The 17,943-nt window shown below is 71.5% G+C and carries 17 protein-coding genes; 4 read left to right on the forward strand and 13 right to left on the reverse strand.

All coding sequences use genetic code 11. The features are described from left to right. Positions 1 to 210 precede the first annotated feature (210 nt). Entirely contained in the window at positions 211 to 1,203 is a 993-nt protein-coding gene (locus tag Van01_RS12860; protein ID WP_239093281.1) for a LacI family DNA-binding transcriptional regulator, read from the reverse strand. A gap of 202 nt (positions 1,204 to 1,405) precedes the next feature. On the opposite strand from Van01_RS12860, the gene Van01_RS12865 reads away from it, so the two are divergent. From Van01_RS12865 to Van01_RS12880, 4 genes are all read left to right on the forward strand, one after another. Further along, positions 1,406 to 2,674 (forward strand): ABC transporter substrate-binding protein, encoded by a 1,269-nt coding sequence (locus Van01_RS12865; RefSeq protein ID WP_239099043.1) that lies wholly within the window; start codon positions 1,406 to 1,408, stop codon positions 2,672 to 2,674. After that, positions 2,671 to 3,669, forward strand: a complete 999-nt coding sequence (locus Van01_RS12870) for a carbohydrate ABC transporter permease (protein ID WP_204006346.1) — start codon at positions 2,671 to 2,673, stop codon at positions 3,667 to 3,669. Before Van01_RS12865 ends, Van01_RS12870 begins: the two co-directional genes overlap by 4 nt. After that, complete coding sequence (locus tag Van01_RS12875; RefSeq protein ID WP_204006500.1) at positions 3,666 to 4,532, forward strand: carbohydrate ABC transporter permease; 867 nt, start codon at positions 3,666 to 3,668, stop codon at positions 4,530 to 4,532. Before Van01_RS12870 ends, Van01_RS12875 begins: the two co-directional genes overlap by 4 nt. A gap of 161 nt (positions 4,533 to 4,693) precedes the next feature. Next, entirely contained in the window at positions 4,694 to 6,904 is a 2,211-nt protein-coding gene (locus Van01_RS12880; protein ID WP_239099044.1) for a beta-xylosidase/alpha-l-arabinosidase, read from the forward strand. Between the two features lie 106 nt (positions 6,905 to 7,010). Here Van01_RS12880 and yidC read toward each other — a convergent pair whose 3' ends face one another. The 12 genes from yidC to Van01_RS12940 form a co-directional block, all read right to left on the reverse strand. After that, positions 7,011 to 7,937 (reverse strand): membrane protein insertase YidC, encoded by a 927-nt coding sequence (yidC, locus tag Van01_RS12885; protein ID WP_204006350.1) that lies wholly within the window; start codon positions 7,935 to 7,937, stop codon positions 7,011 to 7,013. Positions 7,938 to 8,031: 94 nt separating this feature from the next. Next, on the reverse strand, positions 8,032 to 8,316 hold the full coding sequence (locus Van01_RS12890) for a DUF6412 domain-containing protein (protein WP_204006352.1): 285 nt from the start codon (positions 8,314 to 8,316) through the stop codon (positions 8,032 to 8,034). Between the two features lie 86 nt (positions 8,317 to 8,402). Beyond that, entirely contained in the window at positions 8,403 to 9,173 is a 771-nt protein-coding gene (locus Van01_RS12895; protein WP_204006354.1) for a hypothetical protein, read from the reverse strand. Between the two features lie 15 nt (positions 9,174 to 9,188). After that, a complete protein-coding gene (locus tag Van01_RS12900) occupies positions 9,189 to 9,644 on the reverse strand; it encodes a hypothetical protein (RefSeq protein WP_204006356.1) in 456 nt (151 codons plus the stop codon). 85 nt (positions 9,645 to 9,729) lie between these two features. Next, the gene (locus tag Van01_RS12905; protein WP_204006358.1) at positions 9,730 to 10,653 is read right to left on the reverse strand and encodes a hypothetical protein; all 924 of its coding nucleotides are present in this window, start codon (positions 10,651 to 10,653) and stop codon (positions 9,730 to 9,732) included. Further along, positions 10,650 to 11,255, reverse strand: coding sequence for a phage tail protein (locus tag Van01_RS12910; RefSeq protein WP_204006360.1), 606 nt, complete (start codon positions 11,253 to 11,255; stop codon positions 10,650 to 10,652). The genes Van01_RS12905 and Van01_RS12910 overlap by 4 nt, the downstream gene beginning before the upstream one ends. Next, complete coding sequence (locus Van01_RS12915; RefSeq protein WP_204006362.1) at positions 11,236 to 13,833, reverse strand: putative baseplate assembly protein; 2,598 nt, start codon at positions 13,831 to 13,833, stop codon at positions 11,236 to 11,238. The genes Van01_RS12910 and Van01_RS12915 overlap by 20 nt, the downstream gene beginning before the upstream one ends. Next, positions 13,830 to 14,297, reverse strand: coding sequence for a GPW/gp25 family protein (locus Van01_RS12920; protein ID WP_204006364.1), 468 nt, complete (start codon positions 14,295 to 14,297; stop codon positions 13,830 to 13,832). The genes Van01_RS12915 and Van01_RS12920 overlap by 4 nt, the downstream gene beginning before the upstream one ends. Next, complete coding sequence (locus tag Van01_RS12925) at positions 14,294 to 14,632, reverse strand: hypothetical protein (RefSeq protein WP_204006372.1); 339 nt, start codon at positions 14,630 to 14,632, stop codon at positions 14,294 to 14,296. The genes Van01_RS12920 and Van01_RS12925 overlap by 4 nt, the downstream gene beginning before the upstream one ends. Further along, positions 14,632 to 16,227, reverse strand: coding sequence for a phage baseplate assembly protein V (locus Van01_RS12930; protein WP_204006375.1), 1,596 nt, complete (start codon positions 16,225 to 16,227; stop codon positions 14,632 to 14,634). Before Van01_RS12930 ends, Van01_RS12925 begins: the two co-directional genes overlap by 1 nt. Then, positions 16,224 to 16,985, reverse strand: a complete 762-nt coding sequence (locus tag Van01_RS12935; RefSeq protein WP_204006377.1) for a CIS tube protein — start codon at positions 16,983 to 16,985, stop codon at positions 16,224 to 16,226. Before Van01_RS12935 ends, Van01_RS12930 begins: the two co-directional genes overlap by 4 nt. Continuing rightward, a complete protein-coding gene (locus Van01_RS12940) occupies positions 16,985 to 17,230 on the reverse strand; it encodes a hypothetical protein (protein ID WP_204006378.1) in 246 nt (81 codons plus the stop codon). The genes Van01_RS12935 and Van01_RS12940 overlap by 1 nt, the downstream gene beginning before the upstream one ends. Positions 17,231 to 17,943: the final 713 nt, after the last annotated feature.

Consider the following 17,943-nt stretch of genomic DNA (forward strand, 5'->3'; position numbering starts at 1 on the left):
TCGGCCGTTGGCCCTGGTTCGGCCTCTGGGCCTGGCTCGGCCTCTGGGCCTGGCTCGGCCTCTGGGCCGGCTTGGCCTCTGGGCCGGCTCTTGAGATGCGGCATGTCGGGGTCTCCGGCGCCAGGGATACCGCGAGATGCCGCATCTCCAGCGCCGGCGCGGCCTGCCGAGCGCCGGGCGCGGGGCGGCGGGCGGCGGGCGCGGGGGTGGCTAGGTGCCGGTGGGGTCGTGGGGGCGGCAGGAGGAGCGGACCACCAGCTCGGTGGGCAGGCGGATGTGGGTGTCCCGCTCGACACCGGCGATCAGGTCGACGAGCAGGCGCAACGCCTCCGCGCCCATCCGTTGCAACGGCTGCATGATCGTCGTCAGCGGCGGGTTGACAAGCGCCGACTCCGGGATGTTGTCGAAGCCGATCACGGACAGGTCGTCGGGGACCGACAGGCCCATGCTCCGGGCGACGTCGATGGTGGAGATCGCGGAGAGGTCGTTACCGGCGAAGACCGCGGTCGGGCGGTCGGGCAGTGAGAGCAGTTCAGCGGCGGTTTCGGCGGCGCTCTCGATCCGGAACCCGCCGACCCGGACCAGCCGTTCGTCCACGGTCACGCCCGCGTCGGCCATGGCCTGCCGGAAGCCCGCCTCGCGCAGGCGCGACGATTCGAGGTCGGCGCGTCCGCTGATGTGCCCGATGCGGCGGTGGCCGAGGGAGAGCAGGTAATTGGTGGCCATGACGGCACCGGCGAAGTTGTCGGAGTCGACAGTCGGCAACCCCGACGGGCCGGTGTGCGGGTCGACGGCCACGACGTGGAAGCCCTGCTTGGTCTCCACCACGGTCGGCGTGACGATCACGGCGCCGTCGATGAGCGTGCCCGACAACCGGGCCAGCGAGCGGCGTTCCCAACCGACGGCCGTCCCGGCACCGTCGCCGCCGGAGTACGCCAGCAGTTGGTAGCCGGTGCCGGCGACCTCCACACTGGCACCCTTGAGCAGTTCGGTCGAGAACGGCTCGAATTCGGCGACCAGGATGCCCAGGACGTTTGTGCGATGGCTGCGCAAGCTCTGCGCCCCCAGGCTCGCCTCATAGCCGAGTTGACGGATGACCTGCTGAACCCGTTCCACGGTCGCCTGGGCCACTCCGTAACGGCCATTCACAACCTTTGATACGGTCGCCACGGAGACGCCGGCTGTGCGGGCTACGTCCGACATCTTGACACGCTGGGGAAACACCACGTCGATGATGATAGAGGGCCATCGGGCCGGTTACGGAGACGAGTCGAAAACGTTATCGACACCGATTGACACTGGGTTACCCGACTGAAAAACTCGCTCAGGCCGAGCACCCGACTGACTGGTCGAGGAGACATCGATGGCTATAAAGCGCCGTGCAACCACCTTTCTAGCGCTGTCCATGACAACCGCACTACTCGTCGCCGGCTGCGGCGGTGGCGGTGAGGACGAAGCACCCGCCGAGAGCGAGCTGTACAAGAACCCGGTGACGCTGACCTGGTGGCACAACGCCTCCCAGGACGGTCCCGGAAAGACCTACTGGGAAAAGGTCGCCAAGGACTTCAACGCGCTGCACCCCACTGTCACTATCGAGATCGAGGGCATCGAGACCAACCAGCTCCAGCGCACCCGGCTGCCCGCCGCGCTGCTGAGCAACGACCCGCCGGACATCTTCCAGGCGTGGGGCGGCGGCGAGATCCGCGAGCAGGTGGAGGCCGACTACCTCAAGGACATCACCGAGCAGGTCAAGGACGAGGTTGCCAACATCGGCAGCGCTGTCGAGATCTGGCAGGTGGACGGCAAGCAGTACGGCCTGCCGTACCGGATGGGCATCGAGGGCATCTGGTACAACAAGGACCTGTTCCAGCAGGCCGGCATCGCCGCTCCGCCGACCACCTTTGACGAGCTGAACGACGCGGTCACCAAGCTCAAGGCGATAAACGTCATCCCGATCGCCGTCGGCGCCGGTGACAAGTGGCCGGCCGCGCACTGGTGGTACAACTTCGCCCTGCGCGCCTGCTCGGTCGACACCCTGCGCAAGGCGTCCCTGGAGAACGTCTTCGACGACCAGTGCTTCGTCAAGGCCGGTCAGGACCTGAAGACCTTCATCGACACCAAGCCGTTCCAGCCCAACTTCATCGCCACGCCGGGTCAGAACGACCCGACCAGCGCCAACGGCCTGCTGGCCAACGGCAAGGCCGCGATGGAGCTGATGGGTGACTGGAACAAGGGCACCCTGGACACGGTCACCGAGGACCAGGAGGCACTGAACAAGTTCATCGGTTGGTTCCCGGTTCCGGCCATCGCCGGCTCCGCCGGTGACCCGAAGGCGGCCCTCGGCGGCGGCGACGGGTTCGCCTGCGCCAAGAACGCCCCGGCCGAGTGCGTCGAGTTCCTCAAGTACATCGTGAGCCCCGAGGTGCAGAAGGGCTACGCCGAGACCGGCACCGGCCTGCCGGTCGCCAAGGGCGCTGAGGACGGCGTCAAGGACCCCGCCCTCAAGTCCATCCTGGAGGCCACCACCAGCGCCACCTACGTGCAGCTCTGGCTGGACACGGCCTTCGGCAGCACCGTCGGTAACGCGATGAACGACGCCATCGTCGCCATCTTCGCCGGCAACGGCAGCCCGGAAAAGGTTGTCGAGGCCATGAAGGCGGCCGCGCGCAAGTGACGTCGACCAACCCGACCCTGGACCTCGCCGGCGGCGCATCCGCGCCGCCGGCGGGGCCTCGGCCCGCCCGGCGCTCGTCAGCTCGGGCCGCCGAGACCCGACGCAAGTGGTACGAGATCATCGGGCTCACGACACCAGCCGTGATCGTCTACGTGATGTTCGTGCTGGTCCCGATGGGCTTCGCCTTCTACTACAGCCTCTTTCGCTGGCGTGGCGTCGGACCGCCCACCGACTATGTCGGCTTCGACAACTACGTCCTGGCGTTCCAGGATCCGATCTTCCTCGACGCGCTGCGCAACAACGCGATAATCGTGTTCGGGTCGCTGCTGATCCAGGGGCCCATCGCCCTGGGCGTGGCTCTGCTGCTCAACCGCAACTTCCGCGGTCGGACGGTGTTCCGGCTGCTGGCCTTCGTGCCGTACGTGCTCGCCGAGGTCACCGTCGGCATCATGTGGAAGCTGCTGCTGTCCGACGCCGGCACGATCAACGCGATGCTGGAGTCGCTGGGGCTGGGCGGCCTGGTGCAGGCGTGGCTGGCCGACCTCGATGTGGTCATCTGGACGCTGCTGGCAGTGCTCACCTGGAAGTACGTGGGTTTCGCCATCATCCTTCTGCTCGCCGGGCTGTCGAACGTGCCGCAGGAGCTGAACGAGGCCGCCGCCATCGACGGCGCGAGCTGGTGGCAGATTCAGCGGCACGTGACGCTGCCGCTGCTGGGGCCCACGATCCGGATCTGGATGTTCCTGTCCATGATCGGCTCGTTGCAGGTCTTCGACGTGATCTGGGTGACCTCCGTGCCCGCGGTGCGGTCGCTGGGTGCGTCGGCGACCATGGCGACGTACATGGTGGACAACGGGTTCTTCGCTCGCCTGTGGGGCTACGGCAACGCGGTGGCGGTCATCCTGTTCGCCATCTCGTTCGTCGCGGCGGTGCTGTTCCAGCGCTTCCTCCTGCGTCGTGACATCGAGGGCGCCATCACCAGAAGGGCAAACTGACAGTGGCCGCGAACGCCGTCCTTTCGCCAACCGCCAAGCGCCGTCCGGTGTCGTGGGGAAACCCGCTCACCTACGCGCTGGCGCTCGCGGTCGCAGCCGTGTCGATCACTCCGGTGGTCTACGTGATCATCGGCGGCTTCCGCACCACGCCGCAGATCGTCGCGGATCCGGCCGGACTGCCCGATCCGTGGGTCTGGGACAACTACGCCCGGGTGCTGACCCAGAGTGACTTCTGGCGGCAGGTCTTCAACAGCGCCGTGGTGTCCCTGGGCACCACGATCGGCGTCGTGGTGCTGGGGGTCTGCGCCGCGTTCGTGCTGGCCCGCTACACCTTCCGGGGCCGCGAGGTGCTCTACACCTTCTTCACCCTCGGTCTGCTGTTTCCGGCTGGCGCGGCGATCCTGCCGCTCTACCTCATGCTGCGTGACCTCAACCTGATCAACTCGTATTACGCGGTGATCCTGCCGCAGGTCGCCTTCGCGCTGCCGCTGACGATCGTGATCCTGCGACCGTTCCTCACCGCCATCCCCCGCGAGTTGGAGGACGCGGCCGCCATCGACGGCACCGGCCGGCTCGGCTTCCTCTGGCGCATTCTGTTGCCCCTGTCGCGACCCGCGCTGGTCACCGTCGGTATTCTCGCCTTCGTCACGAGCTGGAACGCGTTCCTGCTGCCGCTGCTGGTGCTCGGCGACGCGAGCCTGCACACCCTGCCGCTGGGCGTGCAGAACTTCTCCAGCCAGTACACCTCCGACACGGCGGGAATCCTCGCCTTCACCTCGCTGGCGATGCTGCCAGCACTTATTTTCTTCACGTTCGCCGAGAAGCAGATCGTCGGTGGCCTCCAGGGCGCGGTCAAGGGCTGAGCGGCAGCGGCACGAACACAAAGGGGTAACACAGCATGACTGAGGTCCGCGAGGTCGTGGGCGGGCCGGCATCCGTGCCGGCCCAGACAGGCTCGGGCCACGACCGGCCCAGCCGGTACGGGTCCGATAGCGAGACGCGCGTTCGTGAACTGCTCGGTCGGATGACGATCGAGGAGAAGGTCGCGCAACTCGTCGGCTTCTGGGAGAAGGCCGAGGGCGAGGCCGTCGCGCCGTTGCAGGGCGAGTTCGGCGACATCGGCAGACTCGAGGACTTCTCCCGGCACGGGCTCGGCCACCTCACCCGCGCCTACGGCACCCGACCCGTCGAGGCCGCATCGCGGGCGTCATGGCTGTGGAAGTTCCAGTCCGACCTGGTGACCGGCACCCGGCTCGGCATCCCGGCGATCGTGCACGAGGAGTGCCTGACCGGGCTCTCCGCGTGGAAGGCGGCGACCTTCCCCACGCCGCTGGCGTGGGGAGCCGCCTTCGACCCCGACCTGGTCACCGAGATGGCGGCGGCGATCGGGGCGTCGATGCGGGCACTCGGCATCCACCAGGGACTCTCCCCGGTGCTCGACGTGATCCGTGACCCCCGCTGGGGGCGGGTCGACGAGTGCATCGCCGAAGACCCGTACCTGGTCGGCACCCTCGGCACCTCGTACGTGCGGGGACTCCAGTCGCAGGGCGTGCTCGCCACGCTCAAGCACTTCGTCGGATACTCCGCCTCCCGCGCCGGGCGCAACTTCGCCCCGGTGCACGCGGGTCCGCGCGAACTGGCCGACGTGCTGCTCGTGCCGTTCGAGATGGCGCTGCTCGACGGCGACGCCCGCTCCGTGATGCACTCCTACGCCGAGATCGACGGCGTGCCCGTGGCCGCCGATCCGACGATACTGACCGGGCTGTTGCGGGACCGGTGGGGCTTCGACGGCACGGTGGTGGCCGACTACTTCGGTGTCGCCTTCTTGAACCTGCTGCACCAGGTCGCCGCCGACCACGCGGACGCGGCCGTGCAGGCGCTGACCGCCGGCGTCGACATCGAGCTGCCGACCGGCGACGCGTACCTGACCCTGGCGGACTCGGTGCGTGCCGGCCGGCTGGACGAGTCGGTGATCGACCAGGCGGTGCTGCGGGTGCTGCGGCAGAAGCTGGAACTGGGGCTGCTCGACGCCACCTTCACCGACGAGCCGGCGGCGTCGGTCGACCTCGACTCGCCCGAGCACCGGGCGATCGCCCGCCGCCTCGCCGAGAAGTCGATAGTCCTGGTCACCAACCAGGACGCGTTGCCGCTGCCGGCAGGCCGGCGGATCGCGGTCATCGGGCCGAACGCCGACCGGCAGGGTGCCCTGTTCGGGTGCTACTCCTTCCTCAACCACGTGCTCGTGCAGCATCCCGACGTGGAGACCGGCATCGAGGTTCCGACCGTGCTCGACGCGCTGCGCGCCGAGTTCGGCACCGAACTGGTCACCACGGCCGCCGGTTGCGCGGTGGACGACGACGACCGGTCCGGCTTCGACGAGGCGATGGCGACGGCCGCCGCGGCGGATGTCGCGGTACTCGTCGTCGGTGACCACGCCGGCCTGTTCGGGCGCGGCACGGTCGGCGAGGGCTGCGACCGGGACGACCTGGAGCTGCCCGGCGTGCAGCGGGACCTGGTCGAGGCGGTGCTGGCGACCGGCCGGCCCGTCGTGCTGGTGCTGCTCACCGGCCGGCCGTACGCGATCGACTGGGCACTGAGTCGCTGCGCGGCTGTCGTGCAGACGTTCTTCCCCGGCGAGGAGGGCGCCGGTGCGATCGCCGGTGTGCTCTCCGGGCGGGTCAACCCGTCGGGCCGGCTGCCGGTCAGCCTGCCCCGCTCGGCGGGGGCGCAGCCGTACTCGTACCTGCACCCCACGCTCGGCGACGGCAACGAGGTGACGAACCTGCTGGCGACGCCCGCGGCGCCGTTCGGCCACGGCCTGTCCTACACGACGTTCGCGTACTCGGACCTGACGGTACCGGCCACGGTGCCGACCGACGGGGCGCTGACGGTGAGCGTGCGCGTCACCAACACCGGCGGGGTGGCCGGCGACGACGTGGTGCAGCTCTACGGCCGTGACCTGGTGGCGTCGGTGACCCGACCGGTGGCGCAGCTGCTCGGCTACCAGCGGGTCCACCTGGCACCGGGTCAGGCGGTCACCGTCACGCTGACCGTGCCCACCACCCGGCTGGCCTTCTCCGACCGGTCGCTCACCCGTGTGGTGGAGCCCGGCGAGGTGGACCTCTGGGTCGGCACCAGCGCCCGTCGTGACGTCGAGGCGTCGACCACGCTCGTCGGCGATGTCGCGCCCGTCACCAACGCCTCGGCCCGCTGGACGACCGCCGAGATCAGCTGACTCCGGCACGGCCGGCCACCGCCGCGATGGTGGCCGCCCGGGCGACCCAGGGCAGTTCCCGATCACCGGGAACTGCCCTGGTGCGTCGGTCCGGTGAACGCGCGACTCAGCCGGCCCGCCGACGACGGCGGTTCGTCGGCCTCGCCCCGACCTTGGGTGCGGGCGGACGCACCGACTCGTCGCCGGTACGCTCCGCGATCGTCCTGGGTGTGCTGCCGCGTGCCCCCGCGCCGGTCGTGCCGCTCGCGGGCGGCGGATACCTGCGCAGCATCCAGGTCTGCTGGCCGAGCGAGAAGAGGTTCGTGGTCACCCAGTAGATGATCACGCCGATCGGGAAGATCAGTCCGGAGACGAGCAGCGAGGCGGGGATGCCGTAGAGCATCAGCCGCTGCACCAGGCGTTGCTGCGGTGCCTCGGCCCAGCCGCTCCGCAGGATCAGCTGACGGCTGGACAGGTAGGTCGTGGCGACCATCGTCGCGATCAGCACGGCGGCTACGATCCGGACCGTGGCGGTGTCGGCTCCGAGCTGGGCCAGTTCCGGCCCGGTGGAACCGAAGGTGCCCGCGATCGGAGCGCCGAACAGCGTGGCTGACGAGGCGCTGTCGAACTGGGCGACCGACCAGCCGTACAGCGTCTTCAGGTGCTCCGGCATCGTCGGCTTGAGATGCCGCAACACGTGGAGCAGACCCAGGAAGACCGGGATCTGCACAAGCATCGGCAGGCAACCCATGAGCGGGTTGGCCTTCTCCACCCGGTACAGCTCGACCATTTCCTTCTGCAGGGTCTCCCGGTCGTCGCGGTGTCTGGCCTGGAGTTCGGCGATCCTCGGCTGCAACGCCTGCATCGCCCGCTGCGACCGGATCTGCCTGACGAAGACCGGGAACAGGATGATCCGAACGGTGAGTACCAGGAAGACGATGCCCAGCACCCAGGACCAGGTGGTCCCCAGCGCGGTCCCGTCGCCGAGCAACCGCTGCCAGGCGCTGTGCCAGAACAGCAGGATCGCGGAGATGGCGTGGTAGATCATGGACATGGAACACCCCTCGAGACGGCCTAGCTGAAGTGAGCAGGAACGGTCACCAGCGGTCGCCGACGAGCGGCAGAAATGGGTGAGAAAGAGGTGAGGCTCAGGCGACCGCGAGGGTCGCGGCGGTGGGCGCTCTGGGGCGGGCCCGACCGGCGGCGTCCGGATCGCGGTGGCGGGGTACGCCGGTCCGGCCGGAGCGCTCCCGCAGCATCCGGCGGGTGACCCGCAGGTCGGGATCGGCAGCGGTCGCGGGGAGCAGGATCGCGGCGGCGAGCACTGCGGTCAGCAGGACGCCGGTCACCGCCGCCGTGCCGGAGAGCATGCTGGCGGCACCGGCGTCGGCCAACACGCCGACGAGGTACCAGAGCACGCCCAGCCCGATCACAGGGCAACCATATCCGCCCCACGCCACGATGGCTGTCCAGGATGTGCGGTGCCGCGACGCGGCCGGGTACGGCCACCGGACCCCGGTCAACCGTGCGGGTCCGGTTCGGCGCGCAGCGCGGCGGTGGCCCGCACCGCCTTGACGATCGCCGGTACCGCGCCGATCAGCAGGACCAGGGCCCAGATGATCGCGATGACCGCGAAGACGAGCGCGCCCACCGAGTCGAGGATGCTCACCAGGATCACCGGCACCAGGTGGTGCAGGAACTCCAGCACCACAGTGCAGAGCAGGCTGGTCAGGATCAGCATGACCAGGCCCTTGTTCTGCAGGAACTTCGGTTGGGCCAGGATCAGCAGCCCGGCCCAGGCGAGCTTGAGCAGCAGCACCAGGCCGAGCAGCACCGTGGCCTCCCCGACCGGGAAGAACCCCCACAGCGCCAGGTACGCCAGCGTGCCGAACGGCGGGGCCAGGAACAACGACACCATGATCGTCAGTTCGATGAACGCGAGCACCAGCGCGAGCAGCGCCACGATGATGAGGATGATGGAGAAGATCAGGGTGGCGACGCCCTGGATCCGACCGTGCAGCCGTTCCGGCAGCACCAGACCCAGACAGAACAGCCCGGTCGTCCAGAGCGCCGCCGCGTCGACAAGAGCCAGGTAGCCCGTACCACGGCCGGCCGGTTCGCTGACCTCCCGTACGTCGCCGACCTCGACACCGAGGTCGGCGGCGCTGCCGGCCAGTTCCGCCCCCGCGTCGCCGCCACCCAGCAACAGCCCGGCGCCCACCTCCACGCCCACCGCCAACACCAGCGCCAGCATCGCCAGCACCAGGAACGGCTTGCGCAGCGCACCCATCCCGGCCCCCTCGCCTCAGTCCTGCGCGATCGTGACGAGGCACCCGGCCGGACAACTCACAAGCACGGTGGTGGCCCGGTCGACGGCGACCCGGGCCACCGCACCGCTGCCGTCCTCGGCGGGATCCACCTCGTCGGTGACTGTGAAGTCGGCGTCACCCGGAGCCGTGGCCCGCACGCTGAACGGCTGCGGACTGCGCAGGATCAGGGTGCGCAGCCCGCCCGGGTCGGCGATCCGCAGCTCACACCGGCCGTTGATGACCAACTGCCCGACGGCCTCGGCACAGTCCGCGTCCACGCCGGTCGGATCGACGGCGCTTCGCCCGCCGCCGGCCCGGCCCAGCAGCTCGACAAGCGGATGCCGGGCGGCCGGATCACCCCGGTCGTCGCGACCCGCGCCCACCGCCACCGCGAACAGCACCACAAGCAGTACGCCCAGCGCCGCCAGCAGCGCCTTCTGCTGCCCGCTCATGACCGCACTCCGCTTCGCTGCGTGCCGTCATGAGGCACCACCGCGCTGAAGTCATGATTCGCTCGCTGCCGCTCGCTCATGTCGGTCACCGCTGATCGTCCGCAGCGACCTCGGTGAACCGGAGCATGTCGATGCCGGCGAAGTAGCGGTTCGTGCTCTGCGTCTTGCCGATCGCGACCAGGGTGATCTCATGTGTCCCGGGGCCGAGCCGCACCCGACCCACGTCGACCCAGTCGGTGATCTGCACCTTCGGGGTGAACCCGATGAACGCGTCGCCGACCTGCCGGCCGTCGATCAGGAAGACGGTGTTGGCGTAGTCGAACGAGGTGGTCAGCACGGCGGAGAACTGCCAGGTCGCCTCGCCGGGCAGCTCCACCGTCACGGTCACCCGGTCGTTTACCGCGCGACCGAGGAAGAACAGCTGGGCGTCCTGCGACCAGGTCACCTCGCAGCAGTTCTGCTGCACCGTCACGGTGGCCCCGGAACCCGACGGCGACTCGACCCGGGCCCCGGCCACGAGCGTCTCCGCCTCGACCGTCACCACCTGCGCCTGCGGTGGTGGCTCGTCGTCGCGGGCCACCAGGAACACCACCACCGCCGAGACGACGAGCACCAACGCCGCCGCCGCGGCGATCCAGGGCCAGGGCGTACGCTTCGGCGGCGCCACCGCGCGCACCTCGTAGGTGACCCGGCCGCTGGAGCGGGAACTCTCCTCCGGCGCGGTGTTCGCCGAGTACGCGAACCCGGTCATGTCGTAGCGCCGAGGCGGTGTGCCCGCCGGCACGGCCAGGCGGACCAGGAACGACACGGAACCCTGACCCGGCACCACCCGCTGCGGCTCGGTGACGGTGAACCACGACCGTTGGGTGCCCTCGCCGGGCGCTACGTCGAACACCACGGTGTCCGGTGCGACGCCCGGGTTGGAGACGGTGAAGGTCAGCTCACCGGCGTTGCGGACGTCCAGGGTGAACTGCTCGGCGGCGGCGACGACTGTCCATTCGGTGGTCATGACGGCTCCTCGGGAGCGGGAACGGGGGAGGCGGGAGCTGGCGGGGCGACGCTGGGTGACGGCACGCTGGCCCGGCCGACCGCCCGCCCGGACGGCAAGTCCTCGACCGTGATCTCGGCGGTGACGGCGGCCGGCTTCTCCGCCGCCACGATCCGGTCGATCAGGGCCACCTGGTCGGCGGCCTCGGTGGGCACCCGGACGACCAGGTGGAAGGGCCGTTCGGCCGGCTCGTCGAGGACGAACCCGGTGACCCCGGTGGCCAGCTCCAGGGCGGTCCGCAGGCCGTCAGGCGTGCCCCGCCAGGCGGCCAGCGCGGCACCATGGGCCACCAGATCGCGCAGCCGGTTCAGCGGCAGCGGCAGCGGGACGTCCCGCCGGGGCGCGGCGACCAGGTGGTCCATCGCCACCCACCGGGCCAGGTACGCCACCATCGGGCCCGGTGCCTGGTACGGCGCGAAGAGCGCGTCGACCTCGGCCAGCACGGCCTCGTCCGGGGCGTGCAACGCCTCCATCACGTCCAGCAGCGCCCACAGCACGCTGCCCGGCACGGCCGCCCGCTGGTAGGCCGCGGGCAGCAGCCGCTCAATTGCCGCTCGTCGCATCCTGCCGCACCACCTCGATGTCGTGCTCGCCGGAGCAGAGCAGCCAGGTGTCCGGGACTGTCACCACGTCGGCCGTGGACTGGTTGGCACTCGCCGACCACTCCACCGCCTGGTCGCTGCGGTGCACGCCGCGTTCCCCGCCGGCCAGCACCAGGCGTTCCGTAGCGCCGGTGGCGGCTACCGCGTCCACAGGCATGAACCGGGTCCGGTCGCGCAGCGGCAGCCCGCAGTTGACCGACACCGACGTCCACTGCGGCTGCGCGGCGAGGGTGTCCAACCGGAGCACCCCGCCGCTCTGCGTCGCGGCCAGCGCGAGCGAGCCGCTGAAGGCGAGGTCCCGGCAGGTGCCGCCGAGCCAGCCCGCCGACAGGGCCTGCCACTTCACGTCGGACTCGAAGAGCCGGGCGCGGAAGCAGCCCTGGCCGGGCTTGTTCGGGTCCGGTTCACCGGCGCCGCTCCACAGCAGGGTGGCGGGTCCGTCGTACTGCACGGCGAGCACCCGGTTGTCGACGTTGGCCAGACCGACGTGGCTGAAGCTGCCGGGGCGGCCGGCGTTGTTGGACAGGTACACCCCGAAACCGGCCTGGGCGGCCACCGCCACCCCGGCCGCGCCACGCTCGGAGACGAACGCCCGCACCGCGTAGAAGCCCCGGTCCGCGTCGGCCGGATCGACGAGGATCTGCAACGGCACCGCCCCCGGCAGCAGGGACACCTCGTACAGGCCGGTGTCGGTGGCGACCAGCAGCGCTCCGGCGCCGTCCCGGTCGATCCACGCCAGGTCGCCGATCCGCGAGTCCAGGTCCGCCACCAGCGACCACGTCTCACCGAGGTCGGTGCTCAGGTGTACCCGTGACCCGCCGCCGCCGCGTACCGTCGCGACCGCCAGCGAGCCGGCCCGGGGCACGATGCCCGGCCGCACCGGAGCGGGCGCCGGCACCACCCGCTGCACGGTCTCCCCGTCGAAGCGGCCCGCCGGCTCCCAACCGGCCCCCGCGTTCGTGGAGCGGAACAGCACCGACCCGCTGCCGGCGTACCAGGTGCGGGGCTGGTACTGGTCGGCGGCGAGGGTACGCACCTGCTTGTCCGGTGCCTCGTCGACCTCGAACCGCACCGACTCGACGTAGCGCACCCCCGGCTCGGCGTGCTCCAGCAGCCGGTACACGTTCGACGCCCGCAGCGGTTCGCCGAACGCCCAGCCGGTCGGGTTGAGCGTGGTCGGCAGCGGGCTGAGCGTCTGGTGCAGGCGGTCGTGGATACGCCGGCGTACCGCGTCGACGTCCTCCTCCCGGCGGACCACCACCCGGGCCCGGATCGACACCGCCTTGTACCGCGCCCAGGTCGCCCGGCAGGTGGTACCCAGCGAACGGCGGCGCTCCAGGTCCGCCTCGACCCGCAACCGCACCTCCTCCACCTCGTGGTCGCGGAGCACCGTCACCGGCAGCCGGCCGCCGGGTCGCGCGTCGTCCGGCACGTACGGCACCAGCATCACCTCCACCTCGCCGGGGCGGGCGAAGCTGTACACGGCGGCCCGGGTGAAGGCACGTGCCCGGATCACCCCGCCGGAGGCGGTGGCCAGCACCTCGAAGTCCCGGGCGGTGACCGCGCGCTGCTGGGCGAAGAAGGCGTACGGCCCGCGCAGCAGCACCGACTCCATGGCCTCGATCTCCCGCCCACCGGCCGCCGGCAGGGGGTTGGCCACCTTCACCCCCGGCAGCGGGTCACGAAGGTTGGTCAGGGTGCCGGCGGCCACGTTGCCGGCCGGGCCACCGCCCGCGCGGTACCACAGCCGAACCTGCCGCCCGGCCGGCGGCACCGCCGCGACCGCGCCGTCGCCGACGGTGAGCGTCCCGCCGTCGGCGGCCCGCAGGTCCAGCGCCGGTGCGAAGGTCACCGTGCCGGAGCACCTGTCCACCAGGTACGCCTTGTCCTGTGGGCCGAGGCCGGCGAAGCTGTCCACCGCCCGCCAGATCTCGAAGGTGCGCCCGTCGTGTTCCCGGGCCGCGGCGCCCAACTCCACCGAGCCGGCCGGCACCTCGACACCGAGCAGCAGGTCCAGCGGTTCGGCGGTCCGTGCCAGCGGGGCACGGCCGGCCCGCAGCACCTGCCCCGGCTGCCCGGTACCCACGCCCAGCAGTTCCGCCTCCACCGGCTCGCAGTGGTGCATCCGGATGGTCACCTCGCGCTGCCCGGCGGCGAGCAGCGCCGGCTCGCAGGTGACGAAGACCACAGGCCGTGGGTCGGCCCCCCGGGCGGCGGCCACCCGGGTGCCGGCGGGGATCCGCAGCGCGGCCTCGTCGCTGCCGGTACGGGTGAACCGGACGTCCGCCCAGGCCGCCGCCGGTGGGTGCCGGGTCACCCCGAGCAGGTTGAGGAAGGAGACGTACGCCTTCTCCGGCAACTGGTTCAGCCGGTAGATCATCACCTCGGTGAGGTGCGCGAACGCCTCCAGCAGCGCGACACCGGGGTCGTGCGCGGACAGGTCGGTCCATCCCGGGCAGGACTGCCGGATCCGGTCCCGGGCCTCGACGACCAGGTCGAGGAAGCTCCGGTCGTCCAGGTGCGGCACGGGCAGCGTCATCGTGCCTCCTCGGTGTCGGCGTCGGAACCGGTAGTCGGCCGGGCGGGCGGGTCGTCGTCGGCGGGCAGCAGGTCGACCGAGAAGACCAGCTGACCGGGGGTGAGGCTGGCCCGGATCCGGTAGTCCAGCCGGATCACCAGACGCCACGGGTCGTCCGGATCCGGTCCGGCGTCGACGTCGAGCACGTCGATCCGGGGTTCCCAGCGCGCGATGGCCGCGCGGACATAGTGGATGGCCAGCCCGGCGGTGGTGTCGTCGTTGGGCGCGAAGACCAGCCGGTGCAGGCGTGAGCCGTACCCGGGTCGCATCAGCCGCTCGCCCGGCGTGGTGGACAGCAGCAGGAACAACGCCTGACGTACGGTCTCGTCGCCGTCGGTCATCGCCAGGCCGCCGGCCGCGGTCAACCCGAGCCCGCCGCCCTGACCCGGGTCGAAGCCGGCGCCGACGAACCGGATAGCCCTCACCTGTCGGCCCCCACGAAACGCTGCCGGGGATCGCGTACCCGGTAGGTGAACTGACCCGGTGGGCTGCCGTTGGTGAAGCCGGACAGGTGCGACAGCACGATCCGTCGGCCGCCCACGCGTACCCAGTCGCTGTAGCCGGCCCGCACCGCCTCCGTGCCGGTGCACGGCTTGACCGTGGTGCCGTAGTTCGGGCAGGCGACGATCTCCCGGCCCTTCGGGTCGTCGGCTACCAGCACCGGTACGCCGGCCACCGTGACCCACTGCTGGGACGCCCGGTTGCGGACCCGGCCGTCGTGGCTGCACCTGATCACCGAGTCGCGGTGGATCCAGCGCATCAGCTGCCTCCTTCGTGGTGGGCACGGGCGAGCACCCGGGCCCGCTCGGCCGCGGTCTCCGGGTCCTCGACCGTCTCGGCGTGCAGGAAGTCGACACTGCGGGCGCGGACGACCATCGCCCGGCCCGGCGCGGAGAGCACCAGATCGGTCGCGGCGTGCAGGGTGGTCAACTCCGGGGTCAGTTCCAGCCAGCTGCCGGCCTCGGTGCTCAGCCGCAGGCTGCGCGCCACGTCGTCGACCACCACCTGCTGACCACCTGCGGTACGCAGCGACCAGCGCCGGGCCCGCCCGTCGTCGATGCCTGTGTCGTACGGCTCGACGGTGCCGAACAGCGAGCCGAGCACCACACCCGACGCCGGCTCACCACCGGGCAGTGCCACCAGCACGCTGTCCTGCGGATCGGGGAGCGCCACCAGCCCTTTGCCCCGGCCGGCGCCCGGGCACAGCACTGCCAGCCAACCGGCGTCCGCCCCGCCGTACGCGGGCAGCTCCACTCGCACCCGGCCCAGACCGTCCGGGTCGGTCACGTCGGTGACGGTGCCGAGGGTGACCACCGCGGGTGCCGGCGAACCGGTGCGTGGCGCCGGCGGCGGCATGGTGGAGAAACGGCTCAGGTGACCGTTCGCGTCCACTGTGTGCACCACCTCCGTCAGCACGTACGTGCCGGCCACCGGCTCGGCCACCCCGGTCAGCCGGATCCGCCGGCCGGGCCGCAGCGCGGGACTGCCCTCGGCCGTACCGTCGGCGGTGACCAGGGCGGCGGCCCGGGTGTCGAGCCGGGCCTGGGCCAGCGCGGCGATCTCGTCGTCGCTGCGCCCCGGCTGGTCCAGGGCGGTACGCGTGCCGTCCGCGCCGACGTCGGCCGGATCGGGATCCGCCGGGGTACGGCGCCCGCAGCGGGGGGTGCCGACGCTCTGCACGATCGGCTCGGCCCGCTGCGGATGCCAGCCCAGCGCCGCGCTCTCCCCGGCGGCGCTGTCGGCGTTCACCGACAACCGCAGGCCGTGCACGTCACGGCCCAACTCCAGGGGGATCGCGTCGCCGTGGCCGTCAAGCGTGACAAGTCGCAACACGTCGCCGTCGAGGCTCAGGTGCAGCCCGGCCCGTCCGGACACCTCGACCAGCAGGTCCAGGTCGCTGGGCCGGTGGTGCGGCAGCCGGTCCAGTTGCGGCCCGTCGACCTCCGCCTCGACGCGCAGCCCGAGGTCGGCGCAGAGTTCCGTGGCCAGCTCGGCGGCGGTGACCGACTCGAAGACCCGGATCCGTTGCCGCTTGCGCAGCCGGTGCAGCAGGTCGTATCCGCGCACCCGCAGCGTGGCCGTGCCGTCGGCGGCGTACTCGACCTCGACGGCGGTGACCTCCCCGGTGAACAGCCCCTCCGGGTGACCGTCGAGGCGGACGTCCAGGCTCGCGCCGACCTGCACCGGCACGGTCAGCGCGGCGGTGCCGGGGCTGGTGCGCAGCGTCACCTCGCACTGGGTGGGCCGGTTCAGCCGGGCGGCCACCCGTACCGAGGTGACCCGGCCGGTCACCGTGTCGGGCAGTGATCTGCCGTCGAGCAGCACGGTCAGCGCCCGGGGCGCGGCGGCGGTCACGACCCGCTCCCGGGTGAGGTGGCGGACACTGTCGCCGCCGGCCCGGTGCCGGGCAGCGGCGGTACGGCGAGAGCGGTGCCGGCGGGCACGGCCAACGGGTCGGTGATCCGGTTGTGCTCGGCGAGCAACCGCCAGCGCAGGGGAGAGCCCAGTGCGTCGTGGGCGAGCAGATCGAAGCGTACGCCCGAGGTGTCGGCGGCGGCGGTGCCGTCGCCGGCGGCCACCACGGCCGTGCCCGGGGCGACGGTGGGGGTCTGCGCGGCGGACAGTTCCTCGGCGAAGCCCTCCTCGGCGTGGCGGGCGTCCTCCGCCACCCGGACCAGCTTGAGCCGCAGCCAGGAGCGGCGCGGGGAGCCGGTGGCGGTGAACGCGTCGAAACGTTCCGCCACGGCGACGATCACCCCGGGCACGTTCCAGGTCTTGCCCCAGACCATCCGCACCAACGGAGGACGCAGCCAACCGTGTTCCACGGCCGAGTTCTCCGCCAGCATCCACAGTGGTCGGGTGAGCGCCCGGACGTCTGTCGGACGGACCTGCCCCTCGGCGAAATCGATGTCGAAGAGCAGGTCCAGCACGAGTTCGGTGCGTCCGCCCCCGGTGAACAGCAGCGGGTCGTCGGCCAGCCCGGCGCCGGTGAGCTGGCCGTCCGAGCCACCGCGCTGACGCACTCCGGCGAGGCGGGTCACCTGCACGGTCTCCGGGTTGAGCAGACAGTCGATCCGTTCGCCGGTGTCGATCAGGAAAGCCACCCGTTGCATCAGTCACCTGCCTGTTCACCGTCGAGCCGACGCGTCCGGTGCTGGTCACCGCCGGCCGGGTCGGGTACCGACCACAGGGCCCGATCGTCAGGCAGGGCCGGCCAGCGGTCAGCCCCGGAATCCCGCCCGTGCGGCGACTCCAGCTCCGGCCAGCGGAGGTCCGCGTCCACCCGCCAGCGTCCGTCGCCGGTGGGAAGCCCGCTGCCGGGCCAGCGCCCATCGCGGGTGGCCGGACCGGCGGGCAACCAGCCTCCGGTGCTGGGTCGGATCCGACCTTCTGCCCCGCCGTGCCCACCCGGCGGACGGGTGTCGGCAATCCGCTGGTCTGCCGTCACCAGCCGGAGTGCCGGGCGGTGCCCTGGTGCGGCCCCGGGTGAGCGGGCTTCCGGATGCCCCGGCCGCATCCCGGTTGCCCACCGGCCCTGCCCGACGGCAGGCGGGCCGGCCACGTCGGCGGACTGTCCCGCCGGGTCGGCGTGCCGGAGGGCCGGGCTGTGCGGAAGCGGCGGCTTGGCCGGTGCCGGAGCTGCTCCGGGCGGTGCCGGGATGACGCGCATCCGGGCCGTGCCCTGTCCCGTCCGCGCCGGTCGCCGTTGCGGTGTGGCCGGGCGCAGAACCGGCCCCGACCCGGTTCCGTCGTGGGCATCGGTGACGGTTGACGCCGCCGCCTCCGGTGCCCGCAGCGTCCTACGCCGCCACCGGTGAAGGAAACCACCCGTCTCCGGTCCATCCGGTCCATCAGGTTCACCCGGTTTGGCCGTCTGCGGGCCGGGTCGGGACATTCCTCTGTGGTCCCGTTGCTCTGCTTCAACCGGCGCACCTGTCGATGTCCGGATACCGGACGTCGGGTTATGCGTGGGTTGAGGCAGAGCAAAGGACGTGGGGGAGTGGGTGGCGGACGGCGGCCCGGGCGTCGGGGCGTGCTCGGTCGACTGCGGGTCCGGCCCGCCGGCCGGTG

The sequence above is a fragment of the Micromonospora andamanensis genome (assembly GCF_016863495.1).
In the GTDB taxonomy this organism is placed as follows: domain Bacteria; phylum Actinomycetota; class Actinomycetes; order Mycobacteriales; family Micromonosporaceae; genus Micromonospora; species Micromonospora andamanensis.